Here is a 13,850-nt window from a genome sequence, read left to right on the forward strand (position 1 = left end):
TATGCGTCTGAAGATAAAAGCAAGGCGCTGGTCATCGCCTCAGCTGCGAATGTATCCTAGCCTGGGCATATGGAGATATTCTAATGTCTTTAATACTATCCTAGCTTAGGTATGTTTAAAACTATAAATTGGCGCTCGTTTGGATCGCCCAAAGACCAATTCTCTTTTTTAAAGAGGAGACAAACTTTGGACGTTGCAAAGGAGTGCTTTTTTTATGCTTCTATAACCCCAAAAAACTCTTAGGAGCCATTCCTGTAATGAAGTAATTTGAGCTTTGAATGAACAATGCACCTCTAGTATACTGGGAATCGTTCCGGGAAGAACAAACCCACATACGAAAAGAGGCGCACATATGAAGTATAAAATGAAACAGAAACAGAATCAACGAATTACGCGAATTACGGAAGGAACTTTGGTCGTTGGAGCAGATATTGCTAAGAAAATTCATGTCGCCCGAGCCGTGGATTTCCGTGGCATTGAGCTTGGCAAAGATTGTGTTTTTCATAATGATCGAGAAGGCTTAATGAAGCTGACAACGTGGATGAAAGTTTTGCAGCAGGCGCATAAGAAAACAGAACTTGTTTTCGGAATCGAGCCTACGGGGCACTACTGGTTCCCTTTAGCGGCTTTTCTAGAGGCGCAAGGCATCAAGATCGTCATCGTTAATCCGCATCACGTCAACAAAAGTAAAGAACTTGAGGACAACTCACCCACGAAGAGCGACTATAAGGATGCCAAAGTCATTGCAGACCTCATTCGAAATGGGAAGTATTCGGAGCCCAAATTACCGACGAAGGAATACGCCGAATTACGCATTCTCATGAATTTCCGTGAGAAGGTCATGATGAGTTTGAATCAAGTGAAGGCCCGCGTGCATAACTGGTTCGATCGCTATTTTCCAGAGTATCTGAGCGTGTTCAAGGGCTGGGAAGGCAAAGCATCCTTAATGACCATGCGTCGGTTTCCAACGCCAGAAGAGATCGTTTCTACAGGCGCCAGAGGCGTTCTCGAACATTGGAAAACGGAAGTGAAGCGCGGAGTCGGCATCAAGAGAGCAGAGAAGCTTTTTGCTACCGCAGAGACATCTATTGGGCTTACAAAAGGGCTACGAGCTGCGAGAATGGAGCTTATAGGCTTACTCGACCAGTTTGAGCTTTTCTCTAAACAGGTGGAAACGACAATGGATCAAGTCATGCACATCTTAAGTGAGATACCTAGAGCCACCCCGATGCTAAATATACCAGGCGTTGGTGGGGTTACCGTTGCGGGATTCCTTACTGAGGTTGGTGATCTGAGTCAATACGGCCATGGCCAACAAATCATCTGCTTGGCAGGCTTGAATCTAAAGGAAAACAGTTCCGGTAAACGGAAGGGAAAGACCGGCATTACCAAGCGTGGACGCTCTCGACTGAGGGCCTTGTTGTTCCGTTGTGTGATGCCTTTGGTAGCGAAGAATAAAGAATTTAAGGCACTTCATAAGTATTTCACAATACGAAGTCAAAACCCGCTGAAAAAGAAGCAGTCGCTAATTGCACTCTGCGGCAAACTGATACGCGTCCTGCATACGCTGGGGACTAAGCAAAGAGAATACAACGCAAACGATGTACTTGGACCGGAACGCCTTGCCCAGTTACAACAGATGGCAGCATAAATTCAAGCAACGATGACCTAAAAGCTCACTCAAGAACCGATGTGCAACTCGACAACTGAAGCACCGGAGAAGCCGAAGTTTAATATTCCATAAGGGCAAAGACCACGTTTAGGAGCGAGAATCGGCCTCCACCCCTTGGCAGGTAGAACGAAGGAATGTAAGGGCATAGACCCAGCGTGACATGGGAGGGTAAACCCCGAGGGAAGATGTGGAGATCCACTGTGCGATCACACGAATTATCCACAGTTTGGAAAAAAACGAATCCAAGCCTTATTCCCGCCACCGGCCCTTGTGGAAAAATATGGACCTACAACAACATTCCTCCAACAACTCTAAGGTGTCGAAGCTGAAAATCTAAGAATGAGTGAGAAAACAGGCGAAAACATTACTTTTTAGTGGGAGGAAATTAATCATGACTAGAAAAGCACACATCTTAGCAAGCCAATGGGCACGTATTCAGGCTTTGTAAAATCTTACGGTTCAAGGACAACTGACTTTGAAATAGTATAAATAACCGAAAGGTATTCAGGTTTCAAGTAAATCTGATTTACTTATTAACTTGATTGTTGGATGGACCAAAACCGCTGAATACCTTAAAAGGAGAGCAACTGATAGTGGTCAAAGCCTAACAGTTCTTTGAAATAGCGATAGCCGGTTTCGATGTTCCAGCGTACGTGGTAATAGCGTTGGATGGTAACGAGATCCAAGCTTAAATCCGTACATAGGAGACAAACCTGAGGTTTGCTCGATTCCGCATATTCATCTTTCCAAGACAGCAAAGCTTTGACGTTTTCCATTTCGCTTAATGGACCTTCATATTCATAAACCCAGTACGTCCCCTGACTGTCCACCGTAACGGAGCGTAGGTCAGACTTGCGAAGATACTGGACAGCGAAATCAGCCATAGAAATCGTTACGCCGCTGACACAGATAAGTCGGTTCGTTTTTACAGCGGCGATGACATGAAAACCCTTGCGATTGCAGGCATTGATAACCTTCTCACTGGTGTACCAGCTATCCATGAGCACGTAAACCTGCTCATCTTGAGTAGCCGGAAATGCTTCGATCATTTAAAGAGCAAGATCATTCTTACTTTTGAATGAGAGGCGGTGCTCATTACAATATTCTTCACGGTAATAAGGACGGAAATCCCAAGCATAGGAACTACCTTCGCTTACAACGTGATCCGTGACAACGCAGTGGCACCAGACTGATTTTCCTGCTTCGTGTGAGTATTGAAAGCTGAGAGCTTCCATTTTCTTCGTTGAGGGTTCCTTCTTACAGCAAGTATCATCCACGATGAGAAAGACAAGTTGCCGAGAATCACCGCTCTTTGCTCGTTTAGCGCGAATCTTATCCATGACGAATTGCATGCGTCGGCGCTGCATGCGATTGACACACCAAGGTGCATGGTTCAGAAAGCTAGTCATGCTGCTCAGATGACAATCTTGCCTTGCAGCGTTACGAATCTGCGTCATGTTCTTACGCCCGGCACAAAGAATGATGCCATGGACGAGAGTGAACAAGTGATTCCGTTGGGGTTTAGAAAACTCCAGTTTGAGAGCTAAAATGAACTTGACGATCGGCAGGTAGAGGGATACCATAGTAGTGGGACATCTCCTTTTATCTAGAAATTGTGGCGTCGTAACCAACAATTTCTTCTTTAAAGGCGGATGCCCTTCTTCTATTCGTCATTCGACGAAACTTCTAAAATCTTGACTTTAACTGGGCTTTATCGACAACAGGTTTTTTGCAACACTCAAGTATTTTAGTGAGATTATTAATTAGTTTCAAAGTAAAAGTGCTTTTTTTAACAAAAGACTCACTATAATTATCAAAACTGAATATTTCCCGAATATTATATTTCCTTCTACGTACATGTAAATAATTCGGTCTTCAAAACACCGATTTTAAGTCAACATTCTGTGTATGTTAATTTAAACCACTAATCACAACGTGTAATAAGTTCTCCATTCATAAGCCGCAAAGAGTCTACGAACTTTGGTTTAGTCGGGAAGCAAGTTTCCTTACTGCAAACAGCTAACTTGTAGCCATCCACGAAATCATATTTCTTGCAGCGATAACCTTGCTCCAGTCCGGTTAGTATTGTTGGAGGCTCATCTGCTGTCTGAACTGTAAACGAACCAAGAGGGATCGCTAAGCCTTTTCCTACTGCTTTAATATAACTCTCCTTTAGCGTCCACAGACCGTAAAAGAAATCTAGTTGGTTTTCTGGCGATTGCTGCTGGAGAGCTAAATATTCCTCAGGGCTAAAGAATCTTTTCGCAAGACTAAAATCTATAGGCTGAATAAGCTCGATATCAATACCTACAGGAGTCTGTCCAATCGCACAACCGACCCAGTCTCCTGAATGAGTTAAATTAAAGTAAATGTCGTCCCTTTTTACTAAATATGGTTTACCATACACATTAGTTCCGAACACCATATCTTCGTCACTTATCTGTAACTGATTATGCAAAATAGTCCTCAGAAGCACATCTGCTAATAAGGAGCGAAAAGCATCTTCTTTGTAAACAAAACGAAGTATTCTCTCCTTTTTTTGCTTATCCACACGTTCAAGAGCCTTGAGGTACCAGTGTTCCTCCCATTCGAAATCTAACTTGCATACAAAAATATGCAATAAATTTCCCTCCCACTAAAAAGTAATAGCCTCTCGGCATTCGCCGTGGCAGGTGTGACAAGGGTTTCCTTGTACCACCAAAGTTCCAATCCTCCCAAGATTGCCGGAGGATTTTTTGTTGCTTCTACTTCTTGAACTGGAAATTTATTTGTGAAAATGGGCTTCAATTTGCCGAAAACGCTTGACTTCTCATGGACACCTCAATAATTGCGACGGAAGGATCGATTTCCTTACTACCCCTAAGAGGTGTTTGCTTTGAAGCCTGTTTTTATCCCACATCTTTGTTACCAACAGTTTCTTCTGGAGAATTTTAGACGGTTATCCGGGCCCGCCTTTGTCATCATTAATAAGGACTGGCCACTCGTTACGAAGTTCTGGATGACCGATTTATCCGCTATAACTCCATTGCTTCAAGATTTCTACAGTAACCGCGGCCCAGAACCTCGCGACCCCGCCTGCCTGTTTCGCTCTTTGCTCTTGTTCATCATGACCAATCCCACGATCGGCATTACGGAATGGATTAATGAGATGAAACGAACGCCTCTCTATGCCATCCTCAGCGGGTTTGAAATCGGTGACGTTCCCGGTGTCGGCACCTTTTACGACTTTTTCAAACAGCTCTGGGCTTCAGGCAACAAACACCTTCGTCCTCAGCATCGCAAACGGCGTAAGTCTAAACCCAAAAAAGGTAAAAAAGGTGAGAAAGCACCTACCACCACGCCGGGCCGTGTCGCACGCTTAGTGGATTGGATGATGCGTCATACCGCAAAGAAAACAGCTTTACCTACGGATCGACTCTTTCATTTCTTTCAAGACAACATTTTAAGCGTTTCCGCCCGTCTTGGTTTACTTGGCGATTGTTCGGCTCTTTCTGCCAGCGGAGATGGCACGCCCATTGTGACCGCTGCTTACTCACGCAGTAAATCGACTTGTGATTGCCGTGCCCAAGGCCTTGCTGAGTGTAGCCATCCTCGTCTCTATTCCCAGCCTGATTGCGACTCAGGGTGGGATAGTTCACGTGAAAAGTATTTTCAAGGTTTCCACCTCTATATGATTTCGGCTGCGGACAGTAAACATGATTTACCGCTTTATCCCAAACTACAGCCTGCTTCTAGGCACGACGCTGTTAGCTTGGTTCTCAGTTCAGTCGAATTCAAACAACGTTTCACCTTAGGCACGATGGACAAGATGATTCTTGATGCCGCTCATGATGCCGAATCCATCTATGTACTTCTAGAGCATCAAGGGATGGAGCCGTTCATTGACCTCAATGTGCGCTCCAAGAAAAACACGCCAGCCAAAGAGGGGGATTCAAATCTCGCCTACAGGCATTCCCATTTGCCCGAAGGGGACCCCTATGAAACCAAACGGAATGGACACAAAACGCTATCGCCGTAAGTGGCGGTGCTCTCCAGCATGCGGCTGCTCTGATGCTAAATTCGGCCTTACCTTCCACACGAAAACTAGTGATGATCCCAGGCTATTTCCCAAAACACCACGCGATTCTGAAGCATGGAAGCTGGTGTACAACCGCCATACTTCCTCGGAACGATCCAACAAAAGAGAGAAGATTGATTACAAACTGGAATCAGGCAGACACCGCTCCACGATGATGTGGGTTATGCGTATCTTCGCGATTATGACTTGCCAACACATGGATGCATGGTATCTCCACCGCGAGCAAGAGCTACATGGTGTTCGTAACGAGATTAAACAATTTATAGTCTCTTAAAAAACGCGATCACGAAAAATTGGCTTAGTCTGCCCATTTTTGAAAATGGCTTTCATCTCCCAATTTTTCCAGCAGTATTTTAACGATATTTCCACAAACACCACCTTAACCACCACTCAATTCCGAGAGGCTATAAATAGTGTTTTCGCCTGTTTTCTCACTCATTCTTAGATTTTCAACTTCGACACCTTAGAGTTGATGGAGGAATGTTGTTGTAGGTCCATATTTTTCCACAAGGGCCGGTGGCGGGAATAAGGCTTGGATTCGTTTTTTTCCAAACTGTGGATAATTCGTGTGATCGCACAGTGGATCTCCACATCTTCCCTCGGGGTTTACCCTCCCATGTCACGCTGGGTCTATGCCCTTACATTCCTTCGTTCTACCTGCCAAGGGGTGGAGGCCGATTCTCGCTCCTAAACGGGGTCTTTGCCCTTATGGAATATTAAACTTCGGCTTCTCCGGTGCTTCAGTTGTCGAGTTGCACATCGGTTCTTGAGTGAGCTTTTAGGTCATCGTTGCTTGAATTTATGCTGCCATCTGTTGTAACTGGGCAAGGCGTTCCGGTCCAAGTACATCGTTTGCGTTGTACTCTCTTTGCTTAGTCCCCAGCGTGTGCAGGACGCGTATCAGTTTGCCGCAGAGTGCAATTAGCGACTGCTTCTTTTTCAGCGGGTTTTGACTTCGTATTGTGAAATACTTATGAAGTGCCTTAAATTCTTTATTCTTCGCTACCAAAGGCATCACACAACGGAACAACAAGGCCCTCAGTCGAGAGCGTCCACGCTTGGTAATGCCGGTCTTTCCCTTCCGTTTCAGTAGTGCCCCGTAGGCTCGATTCCGAAAACAAGTTCTGTTTTCTTATGCGCCTGCTGCAAAACTTTCATCCACGTTGTCAGCTTCATTAAGCCTTCTCGATCATTATGAAAAACACAATCTTTGCCAAGCTCAATGCCACGGAAATCCACGGCTCGGGCGACATGAATTTTCTTAGCAATATCTGCTCCAACGACCAAAGTTCCTTCCGTAATTCGCGTAATTCGTTGATTCTGTTTCTGTTTCATTTTATACTTCATATGTGCGCCTCTTTTCGTATGTGGGTTTGTTCTTCCCGGAACGATTCCCAGTATACTAGAGGTGCATTGTTCATTCAAAGCTCAAATTACTTCATTACAGGAATGGCTCCTTAAGACTTTATATTAAAGAAAGATTCGTCGCAGCGTCCGACTTTATCACTTCTCAATTAAAACAGTTAACCTCTTTTCTGGTGCCTTGTCAACAAAAACCCAGTCTTAATATTATCCGACGGATCGAAGTAAACTTTATTCAATAATCTCAATAACTGTGAGTTCAAAAACTCCATAATTATGCAAAGATCTCTTGAAAATGTCAAACAATTGAATGTTGTTATGACGAAGCTGTTGCTAAAAGAAATACTTAAATGGAGAGTTGGATGCCTTGATAGGCTAATTCCGATTCGAAAACACTTACTAATATTTCAGTTCCAACAACTACATTTTGCATTAGACTCAAAAGGTGGATTGAGGACATATGAAACTAGAATTGATTACCTATGCAATAAAGTAGGTGATTGTTCCTGCAGGAATTCAACTGTATTTTTAAAAATCCCCCCGCGAATTAACACATGCAGGAGTCGCATATTGTTTCAGCAGTTCAGGCAACGAAATCCCGAAAGTTATCGAAAATTTCAAATTATATATTGTATCTTTATTCATTATTTTGTATATTTACCTTGTTGTTATTTTTATAAGGGGGTATGTTTGTCATGTATCAAATTAGAAAAGCAACAATGGATGATACTCAAATTATGTATAAACTTATTAATACTTACGCTGATGAGGGTAAGTTACTTCATCGTACTCTTAGCTCTATTTATGAAAATCTCCAATGCTTTTATATTGCAGAAAATAATGGAGAAGTTGTTGGAACTGTAAGTCTTCATATTTTAGATAAAGATCTTGCAGAAATAAGATCACTTACAGTTTCAGATCATCACTTCGGGATAGGTATAGGAAAACGACTTGTTAATATAGTAATTAATGAGTCTAGATCACTCGGCGTTAAAACTTTATTATCCCTAACTTATCAAGTTGATTTCTTTAAGAAGTGTGGATTCACACTTGTCGATAAAAGTAAGTTACCAATGCCAAAGATCTGGAAAGATTGTATGCATTGTTCAAAATTCTCGAATTGCGATGAAAATGCTATGGTTATTGATACTTTCTAATTTTATAATTGTTTTATTAATTGTAGGTCTTTATATAATTTTCTGAGTTTGTCAAAACTTTCGATAATTGATTTCCCCGCACTAATTGCATTACCAGTTCTGATGCAAGGATTTAAAAAGTTCGCATTTACCCGACAAACTATACATTGTCTATGCCATTAAACCAAATATCTTATTTAGCCATTCAACGGCAGTGAGGACAGTCGAATTATCATCGGCCTGCCCTTTCCTTATCATATGTAAAGTCTCAATTCCCTTTAACGTCTGATCCGTTGTAAGAAACGATTTGAAACCAAGATTTGGTTCTGTGATTTTCCTTATGAACCGGAGATCTTGCTCCACAATGTTGTTCAGATAATTGGCCTGTCTAATTAAGGTTTCTTTTGGTAAGGATTTCTCATTTTTAATTCTTGTATGGCTGGTGGATATGCTGGATTTTTATACAAGTTGATTACACATGGGATTTGGGTATCTGGAGAGGACAAAGCCTTTGTAAAGAAGCGTTAGCTACCTGCAAATCCCGATTTTCAGATAACTTGAAATCAATGGTTTTCCCCATAGAATCAACCGCTCAGTATAAATACTACCACTGACCTTTAACTTTGATGTAGGTTTCGTCAGTCCTCCATGAGTCGTTTGTCGATTTCAGGTCCAAGTTCATGTACCCATTTCATGATCGTCATATGGGAGATCCTTAATCCTCGATCATTCATCATTTCATACTATATCTGGATAGCTTAAACTATATTTCAAATACCATCTCACCGTTAGTAAAATAATTGCCGATTCATACTGCTTCCATTTAAATAAATTCTATTTCGTTTCCAAAGCTCCATTCCATGACTTCATTATCAATTACGTTATCATGAATTAGAACTTTGCACCACAACCCTGCAAATCACTGGAGAGTACATTCACCGTGAATTTGGCAAAACGTATTCGATTCGCGGTGTTTCTAAGTTGTTGCACCGAATGGAGCTCAGCTACACCAAGCCGACGTACACCTTGGCAGCTGCTGACGAAGAAAAGCAAAAGTTGTTTGTTGAAACAACCTTCCCCAGGTTAATAATATCACGAGAACGGCGATATTAATCATTTATTGTTTGAAGATGAGAGTATGATTAGTAATTATCAAGCGCTGCAGTTGACATGGTTTTCCAAAGGAAAGCAGCGAATAATTATTAAGACGACAGGCAAACACCGCGGTGTCAAATTACTGGCCACTCTGGACTACGCCGAAAGTAAGATCGTCTGGCGGGAAGAAGTACAATATAATGACGAGGTCTTCTTAGCATTCCTTGTGCAGGTCATAAAGGCTTACCCTAGCGAAAAAGTCGTTATGATCCTGGATAATGCTCGTATCCATTATGCCAAAATGCTTGCGGATTTCCTGAAAGAACAAAAGGAACACCTCGAATTGGTGTTTCTCCCACCGAACAGTCCTTATCCCAAACTTGTGGATGGCCTTTGGAAATGGTTGAAAGTCGACGTAATCAATAACGTCTTTTATCACACAAAAGCTGAGATTAAAAAAACGTGAAGGCATTCATGGGCAGAATCATAAAAGAGACTCTAAAGATTATTGAACATTTATGCATTAGGATGTAGTGTTTTTAGTTCAACTTATATAGAATTAACTCTTCGTCCATGTATTTAATGTCAAAACGTCCTTCAAGCTGAACTACCAAATTCATTGCCCTTATTGAATCCTAATACAAATAAATCTTGATGAATATTATCAACTTTCAATTGTAATAATTCATTTACAATTCCTCGATAATTTCAATATGATTCATATTTTATAATCGTTTAGATATACCATTCATTCAATCCCATTGTATAAAATATTAGGTATATTAAAAAAAACTTGTTTTTTGAAATCTTTTCCATTAAATTGTATTTATAAACTCGACTTTTCTTTCAAGAATTAGTAACGCTGCAAATATTAAAAATACCTATATAGAATGAACTCGTGTTTTAAACAACCGACCAATTCGGGTAACGATGTAGAAAAGACCGAAAAGGAAGGGATCAGAGATGAAAAAAGAAAACGAACTAGAGATACTCGTAACAGCAATGAAAGAAACCAATAGCACTCGGATGTATGAACGGTATCTCGCTGTGCGTCTTCACTTGGTAGGACGGACGTTAACGGAAATCGCGGGTATCTTAGGACGGACATACCAAACCGTCAGCACGTATTGGAACACCTACCGTAACCAAGGACTGCCGGGCCTAGATCTTGGACATTCGCCTGGGGGTCCAAAGAAACTCTCCGAAGAACAAGAAGACAAAGTGAAGGCGACCATCACGAATCTGCGTCCCGTCGACGTTGGATTCAAAGCCCGGTACACTTGGACCCTGAACATCATTAGGAAATGGATCCAGCGAGAATTTGACCAGACGTTTACAGAAAAGGGAGTTTCCAAGTTGTTGACGCGGTTGGGTTTTAGTTACACAAAAACCACGTACTCACTAGTCAATGCCAATCTAGAGGAACAAGAACAGTTCCGCGAAGTGACGCTACCTGAGTTGAAAGAGCAGTTGGATCAAGGGGAAATCGATCACTTACTCTTCGAAGACGAATCCATGATTCGCACCTACCTGGCTTTGCAGTATAACTGGTTTCCTAAAGGGGAGCAACGAAAAATCCCGATTTACGGACATCACAAAGGAGCCAAATTATTTGCTGCTATCGACTACGAGACAGGCACTGTCATTCAACGTGAAGAGGAGGACTATACAACTGCAGCCTTTCAGCGTTTTTTGAAGGAGGTCCTGACTCATTATCCTGAGGGCAACCTCGTTATGGTTCTGGACAATGCTCGCATCCACCACGCAGAAGCCATCCAACGTTTTCTTCGTGAGCACAAACGACTACGGCTTGTCTATCTGCTCAAGTACAGTCCTGAACTGAATCCCGTGGAAGGTTTATGGAAGTGGCTAAAGCATGATGTTGTAAACAATGTCTTTTTCAGCAAGTTCTATTATATTCGCTCTCATGTCATTGCTTTCATGAAACGGATCAATCGACATCCACTTGAAGTGATCGACCGACTTCTTCTTCGTGTATAAAAATCTTTAGTTCATTCTATATAGGCTAATTTTTACATATGGCTTTAAAAATCACAAGAAATGATTAATGCTTTCTCGAGCCAGTCTCGTTTCGTCTCTTAAGTGATAACATATAGTAAGACTTTAGAAATGTTGGAACGCTTTTCACCATCTAGTTGATCTCCATACCATACGTGACACAGCTGTCAGAGACGTAGAACTATCAGTTGTTGACCCAATTGTGGATTGTTATCTGAATTATGCATCGTTTCTGTCCATATTACATAATTAGGAAAAAGTTTATCGCTGGCTTTTTTGTAAATTTGTACAACCTGAATGTCCAGAGATGTTATGGGTGGAAATTCACCTATGGATTTTAATATGGGCGGTACTTATTTTTATAGTATTTGTCCACGTAGTATATTTCAACGTTACAGAAAGGATATGGCTGCACTTAAGTGGTGGAAGAATTATTCTCAATTTGTTAGAGATGATGCATAATTACATGGGCTTTATGTAAGTTTTTTGGTCAACCAATTTTATAACCTAACTTCAAATGCACAATCTCCTTTGTAATATAAAAGAGTTTGTCAATTAATTGAACTACAAGGATTTTACTTTTGCCACTTCGACAAAAGATCTAAGAAAACATTTTGATGGAACACAATCCTACACTATGTTTGATGACAAGTTTTCGAAAAATAGTAAAAAAGGAGATCTATGATGAAAATAAATATTTTACCTACCTCGACCCCTATTTTTTCTGTGTACAATTGGCATTCCGGTTTACAATCAATCATTCTTAAACACCCTGACGCACTGCCATGGATTTATAGTAACTATATACAAATTTATATGAATATTCGACCAGAAATCACCTTCGCAGATTTTTATCTTAACAATGGTTTAATTCACACTACAAGTTGTCCATTTATACATCAGAATACTATATCAAGAAATGTTATTAAACAACTTACTAGCTTTGTTCATTTTTTTATTGAATGCTTAAAAAGTGGGTATTATTTGTACTTATTCGTTGATGTATCATATATTTCAGGATATTCTAGAAAAAATAAAGGTTTTCATGAATTATTTATTTATGGGTTTGATGTTAATCAAGAAATTTTTATTGTATCCGATTACATTAATGGGAAGTATACTAATTTTACGGCCACATTTAAAGAAATAGAAGATGCCGTAGAAAGTACAGTTAAAGAAAATTTCAATCACTTGCCCGATGTAGAAATGTGGCGTCTTAAGGAAAATTCAAAATATGATTTTGATTTACAAAATGTGATTAATGAGTTAAACGAATTTAAAAATTCTATTAATTCAGCACAGAGGTGTAGAAATAGAACTACACTAAATCCTAATTTAAGTTTTGGATTAGATGTATACGATACTGTTTCAAAACATTTGATCCAAGTACAAGAATTTGATAGGAAAATTGACATTAGACCATTTCACTTGTTTTATGAGCGATTTAAGCTTATGTGTGATAGGATTCATTACATGGATAAAAAAAATTATATTTTGGATGCAGAGAATTATTTTACTATTTATAAAAATTTTGCTGACAAACTTCAAATAGCAAGAAATTTAGTGATAAAGCATCAAATTACAAATGAAAAATCAATAATTCCAAAACTTCAGAGTATAATCGAGCTTGTTAAAAATGAAGAAGGCGTCGTTGTAGAAAAAATGATAAAAGATATATCATCCTTTGATGATCGAATAATGCTATAAAATTTTGCCTCTTAATCCCCCGTTGTTGATAATGATATGCCAGTCTTGCACGAATGGCTCCTGCATGGCAGACATGACGTGCTATTTAATGGATTGCGCCACCCGCAATCCATTCATTTTTTTCAATAAGGAATCCATAAACTTTTATTTAAGTCCATTGTAATTTAAAGTTCCTTGGCTTTCACATTCTTCATGTAAACAAAAGCATTGAAATATTATAATACTTCTAGTGAAATCCTCAATTCCTAACTTCCATGAGAACGCTCTGACATTCCTTGATACCCATCGGCCTCATATTTCCGTTAAAAAAATTAATGGCATGCCTCTTCCCAAGAATCACCACTATAACTCCCATGTTTTGTTCGAATGATAAAAATCTTGAGTATTAAAGGTGATACTCGTTCGTGACATTCTCTCTCATGGGACAATTCAGTCGTTAAATACCTAATCTGCCCGATCGCTAAATGTGGCAACCAGATCAATTCTTCGGTGGCTAAAAATATCGATGACAGCATTATTTTGAGCATTATAAACGACAAGAAGCACCTGCATTTGTCCGGTGAAGAAGAGGACAAAAAACAAGTGCTTCAGGAATACGTTGACCGTGTAGTGATTCAGCAGTCCACCGATATCAACCATTTCGATGCGGAAATCGAGTCTGTAAAATAGATTGTGTAAACTCCAAAACCTATTAAAATGAAAGAATAGGAAAGGTAGGGGAGCACACATGGGATTATGGACCAAACAACAGCTTCGTCAGTTCATAAAGGAGAATAAGCTG

13 protein-coding genes and 2 pseudogenes are annotated in these 13,850 nt (G+C 40.4%); 9 read left to right on the top strand and 6 right to left on the bottom strand.

Going from position 1 to position 13,850, the window contains the following annotated elements:
* The first annotated feature begins 364 nt into the window (after positions 1-364).
* Complete coding sequence (locus tag LRL21_RS27445; protein WP_240418969.1) at positions 365-1,651, top strand: IS110 family RNA-guided transposase; 1,287 nt, start codon at positions 365-367, stop codon at positions 1,649-1,651.
* A 593-nt stretch (positions 1,652-2,244) separates the two neighbouring features.
* On the opposite strand, the gene LRL21_RS27450 is transcribed toward LRL21_RS27445, so the two are convergent.
* From LRL21_RS27450 to LRL21_RS27460, 3 genes are all read right to left on the bottom strand, one after another.
* Positions 2,245-2,721 carry a transposase gene (locus LRL21_RS27450; protein ID WP_240418970.1) on the bottom strand — a complete coding sequence of 159 codons (477 nt, stop codon included), beginning with the start codon at positions 2,719-2,721 and terminating at the stop codon, positions 2,245-2,247.
* Positions 2,722-3,255 (bottom strand): transposase, encoded by a 534-nt coding sequence (locus LRL21_RS27455; protein ID WP_240418971.1) that lies wholly within the window; start codon positions 3,253-3,255, stop codon positions 2,722-2,724. It lies immediately after the preceding gene.
* Positions 3,256-3,596: 341 nt separating this feature from the next.
* A complete protein-coding gene (locus LRL21_RS27460; RefSeq protein WP_275900917.1) occupies positions 3,597-4,292 on the bottom strand; it encodes a 4'-phosphopantetheinyl transferase family protein in 696 nt (231 codons plus the stop codon).
* 255 nt (positions 4,293-4,547) lie between these two features.
* On the opposite strand from LRL21_RS27460, the gene LRL21_RS27465 reads away from it, so the two are divergent.
* Positions 4,548-5,690 (top strand): transposase, encoded by a 1,143-nt coding sequence (locus LRL21_RS27465; RefSeq protein ID WP_240418972.1) that lies wholly within the window; start codon positions 4,548-4,550, stop codon positions 5,688-5,690.
* Positions 5,665-6,024: a hypothetical protein gene (locus tag LRL21_RS27470; protein WP_240418973.1), complete on the top strand. Its 360-nt coding sequence runs from the start codon at positions 5,665-5,667 to the stop codon at positions 6,022-6,024. Before LRL21_RS27465 ends, LRL21_RS27470 begins: the two co-directional genes overlap by 26 nt.
* Positions 6,025-6,549: 525 nt before the next feature.
* Here the strand turns inward: LRL21_RS27470 and LRL21_RS46850 are convergent.
* Positions 6,550-6,837, bottom strand: a pseudogene (locus LRL21_RS46850) (transposase); the annotation flags it as partial.
* Positions 6,837-7,085, bottom strand: a complete 249-nt coding sequence (locus LRL21_RS46855; protein WP_420832491.1) for an IS110 family transposase — start codon at positions 7,083-7,085, stop codon at positions 6,837-6,839. The pseudogene LRL21_RS46850 and the gene LRL21_RS46855, both read right to left, overlap by 1 nt.
* Positions 7,086-7,807: 722 nt before the next feature.
* Between LRL21_RS46855 and LRL21_RS27480 the strand changes: the two genes are divergently transcribed.
* Positions 7,808-8,269 carry an N-acetyltransferase gene (locus tag LRL21_RS27480; protein WP_240418974.1) on the top strand — a complete coding sequence of 154 codons (462 nt, stop codon included), beginning with the start codon at positions 7,808-7,810 and terminating at the stop codon, positions 8,267-8,269.
* Positions 8,270-8,419: 150 nt separating this feature from the next.
* On the opposite strand, the pseudogene LRL21_RS27485 reads toward LRL21_RS27480, so the two are convergent.
* Positions 8,420-9,049, bottom strand: a pseudogene (locus LRL21_RS27485) (IS6 family transposase).
* 117 nt (positions 9,050-9,166) lie between these two features.
* Here LRL21_RS27485 and LRL21_RS27490 point away from each other — a divergent pair.
* The 5 genes from LRL21_RS27490 to LRL21_RS27510 all read left to right on the top strand — a co-directional run bounded on the left by LRL21_RS27490 (position 9,167) and on the right by LRL21_RS27510 (position 13,738).
* Positions 9,167-9,361, top strand: a complete 195-nt coding sequence (locus tag LRL21_RS27490; protein WP_338044686.1) for a helix-turn-helix domain-containing protein — start codon at positions 9,167-9,169, stop codon at positions 9,359-9,361.
* 25 nt (positions 9,362-9,386) lie between these two features.
* Positions 9,387-9,809, top strand: a complete 423-nt coding sequence (locus LRL21_RS27495; RefSeq protein WP_240418975.1) for a transposase — start codon at positions 9,387-9,389, stop codon at positions 9,807-9,809.
* A gap of 497 nt (positions 9,810-10,306) precedes the next feature.
* Positions 10,307-11,344, top strand: a complete 1,038-nt coding sequence (locus tag LRL21_RS27500; protein ID WP_240418976.1) for an IS630 family transposase — start codon at positions 10,307-10,309, stop codon at positions 11,342-11,344.
* A gap of 699 nt (positions 11,345-12,043) precedes the next feature.
* Complete coding sequence (locus tag LRL21_RS27505) at positions 12,044-13,069, top strand: hypothetical protein (protein ID WP_240418977.1); 1,026 nt, start codon at positions 12,044-12,046, stop codon at positions 13,067-13,069.
* A 489-nt stretch (positions 13,070-13,558) separates the two neighbouring features.
* Positions 13,559-13,738 carry a hypothetical protein gene (locus LRL21_RS27510; protein WP_240418978.1) on the top strand — a complete coding sequence of 60 codons (180 nt, stop codon included), beginning with the start codon at positions 13,559-13,561 and terminating at the stop codon, positions 13,736-13,738.
* The last annotated feature ends 112 nt before the right edge of the window (positions 13,739-13,850 follow it).

This window comes from Paenibacillus periandrae, assembly GCF_022458865.1.
GTDB classification, from domain to species: domain Bacteria; phylum Bacillota; class Bacilli; order Paenibacillales; family NBRC-103111; genus Paenibacillus_S; species Paenibacillus_S periandrae.

Excerpts from the sequence above, each read along its gene's own strand:
- LRL21_RS27445 (WP_240418969.1), top strand. The coding sequence starts at position 365 with ATGAAACAGAAACAGAATCAACGAATTACGCGAATTACGGAAGGAACT.
- LRL21_RS27450 (WP_240418970.1), bottom strand. The coding sequence starts at position 2,721 with ATGATCGAAGCATTTCCGGCTACTCAAGATGAGCAGGTTTACGTGCTC.
- LRL21_RS27455 (WP_240418971.1), bottom strand. The coding sequence starts at position 3,255 with ATGGTATCCCTCTACCTGCCGATCGTCAAGTTCATTTTAGCTCTCAAA.
- LRL21_RS27470 (WP_240418973.1), top strand. The coding sequence starts at position 5,665 with ATGGACACAAAACGCTATCGCCGTAAGTGGCGGTGCTCTCCAGCATGC.
- LRL21_RS46855 (WP_420832491.1), bottom strand. The coding sequence starts at position 7,085 with ATGAAACAGAAACAGAATCAACGAATTACGCGAATTACGGAAGGAACT.
- LRL21_RS27480 (WP_240418974.1), top strand. The coding sequence starts at position 7,808 with ATGTATCAAATTAGAAAAGCAACAATGGATGATACTCAAATTATGTAT.
- LRL21_RS27495 (WP_240418975.1), top strand. The coding sequence starts at position 9,387 with ATGATTAGTAATTATCAAGCGCTGCAGTTGACATGGTTTTCCAAAGGA.
- LRL21_RS27500 (WP_240418976.1), top strand. The coding sequence starts at position 10,307 with ATGAAAAAAGAAAACGAACTAGAGATACTCGTAACAGCAATGAAAGAA.
- LRL21_RS27505 (WP_240418977.1), top strand. The coding sequence starts at position 12,044 with ATGATGAAAATAAATATTTTACCTACCTCGACCCCTATTTTTTCTGTG.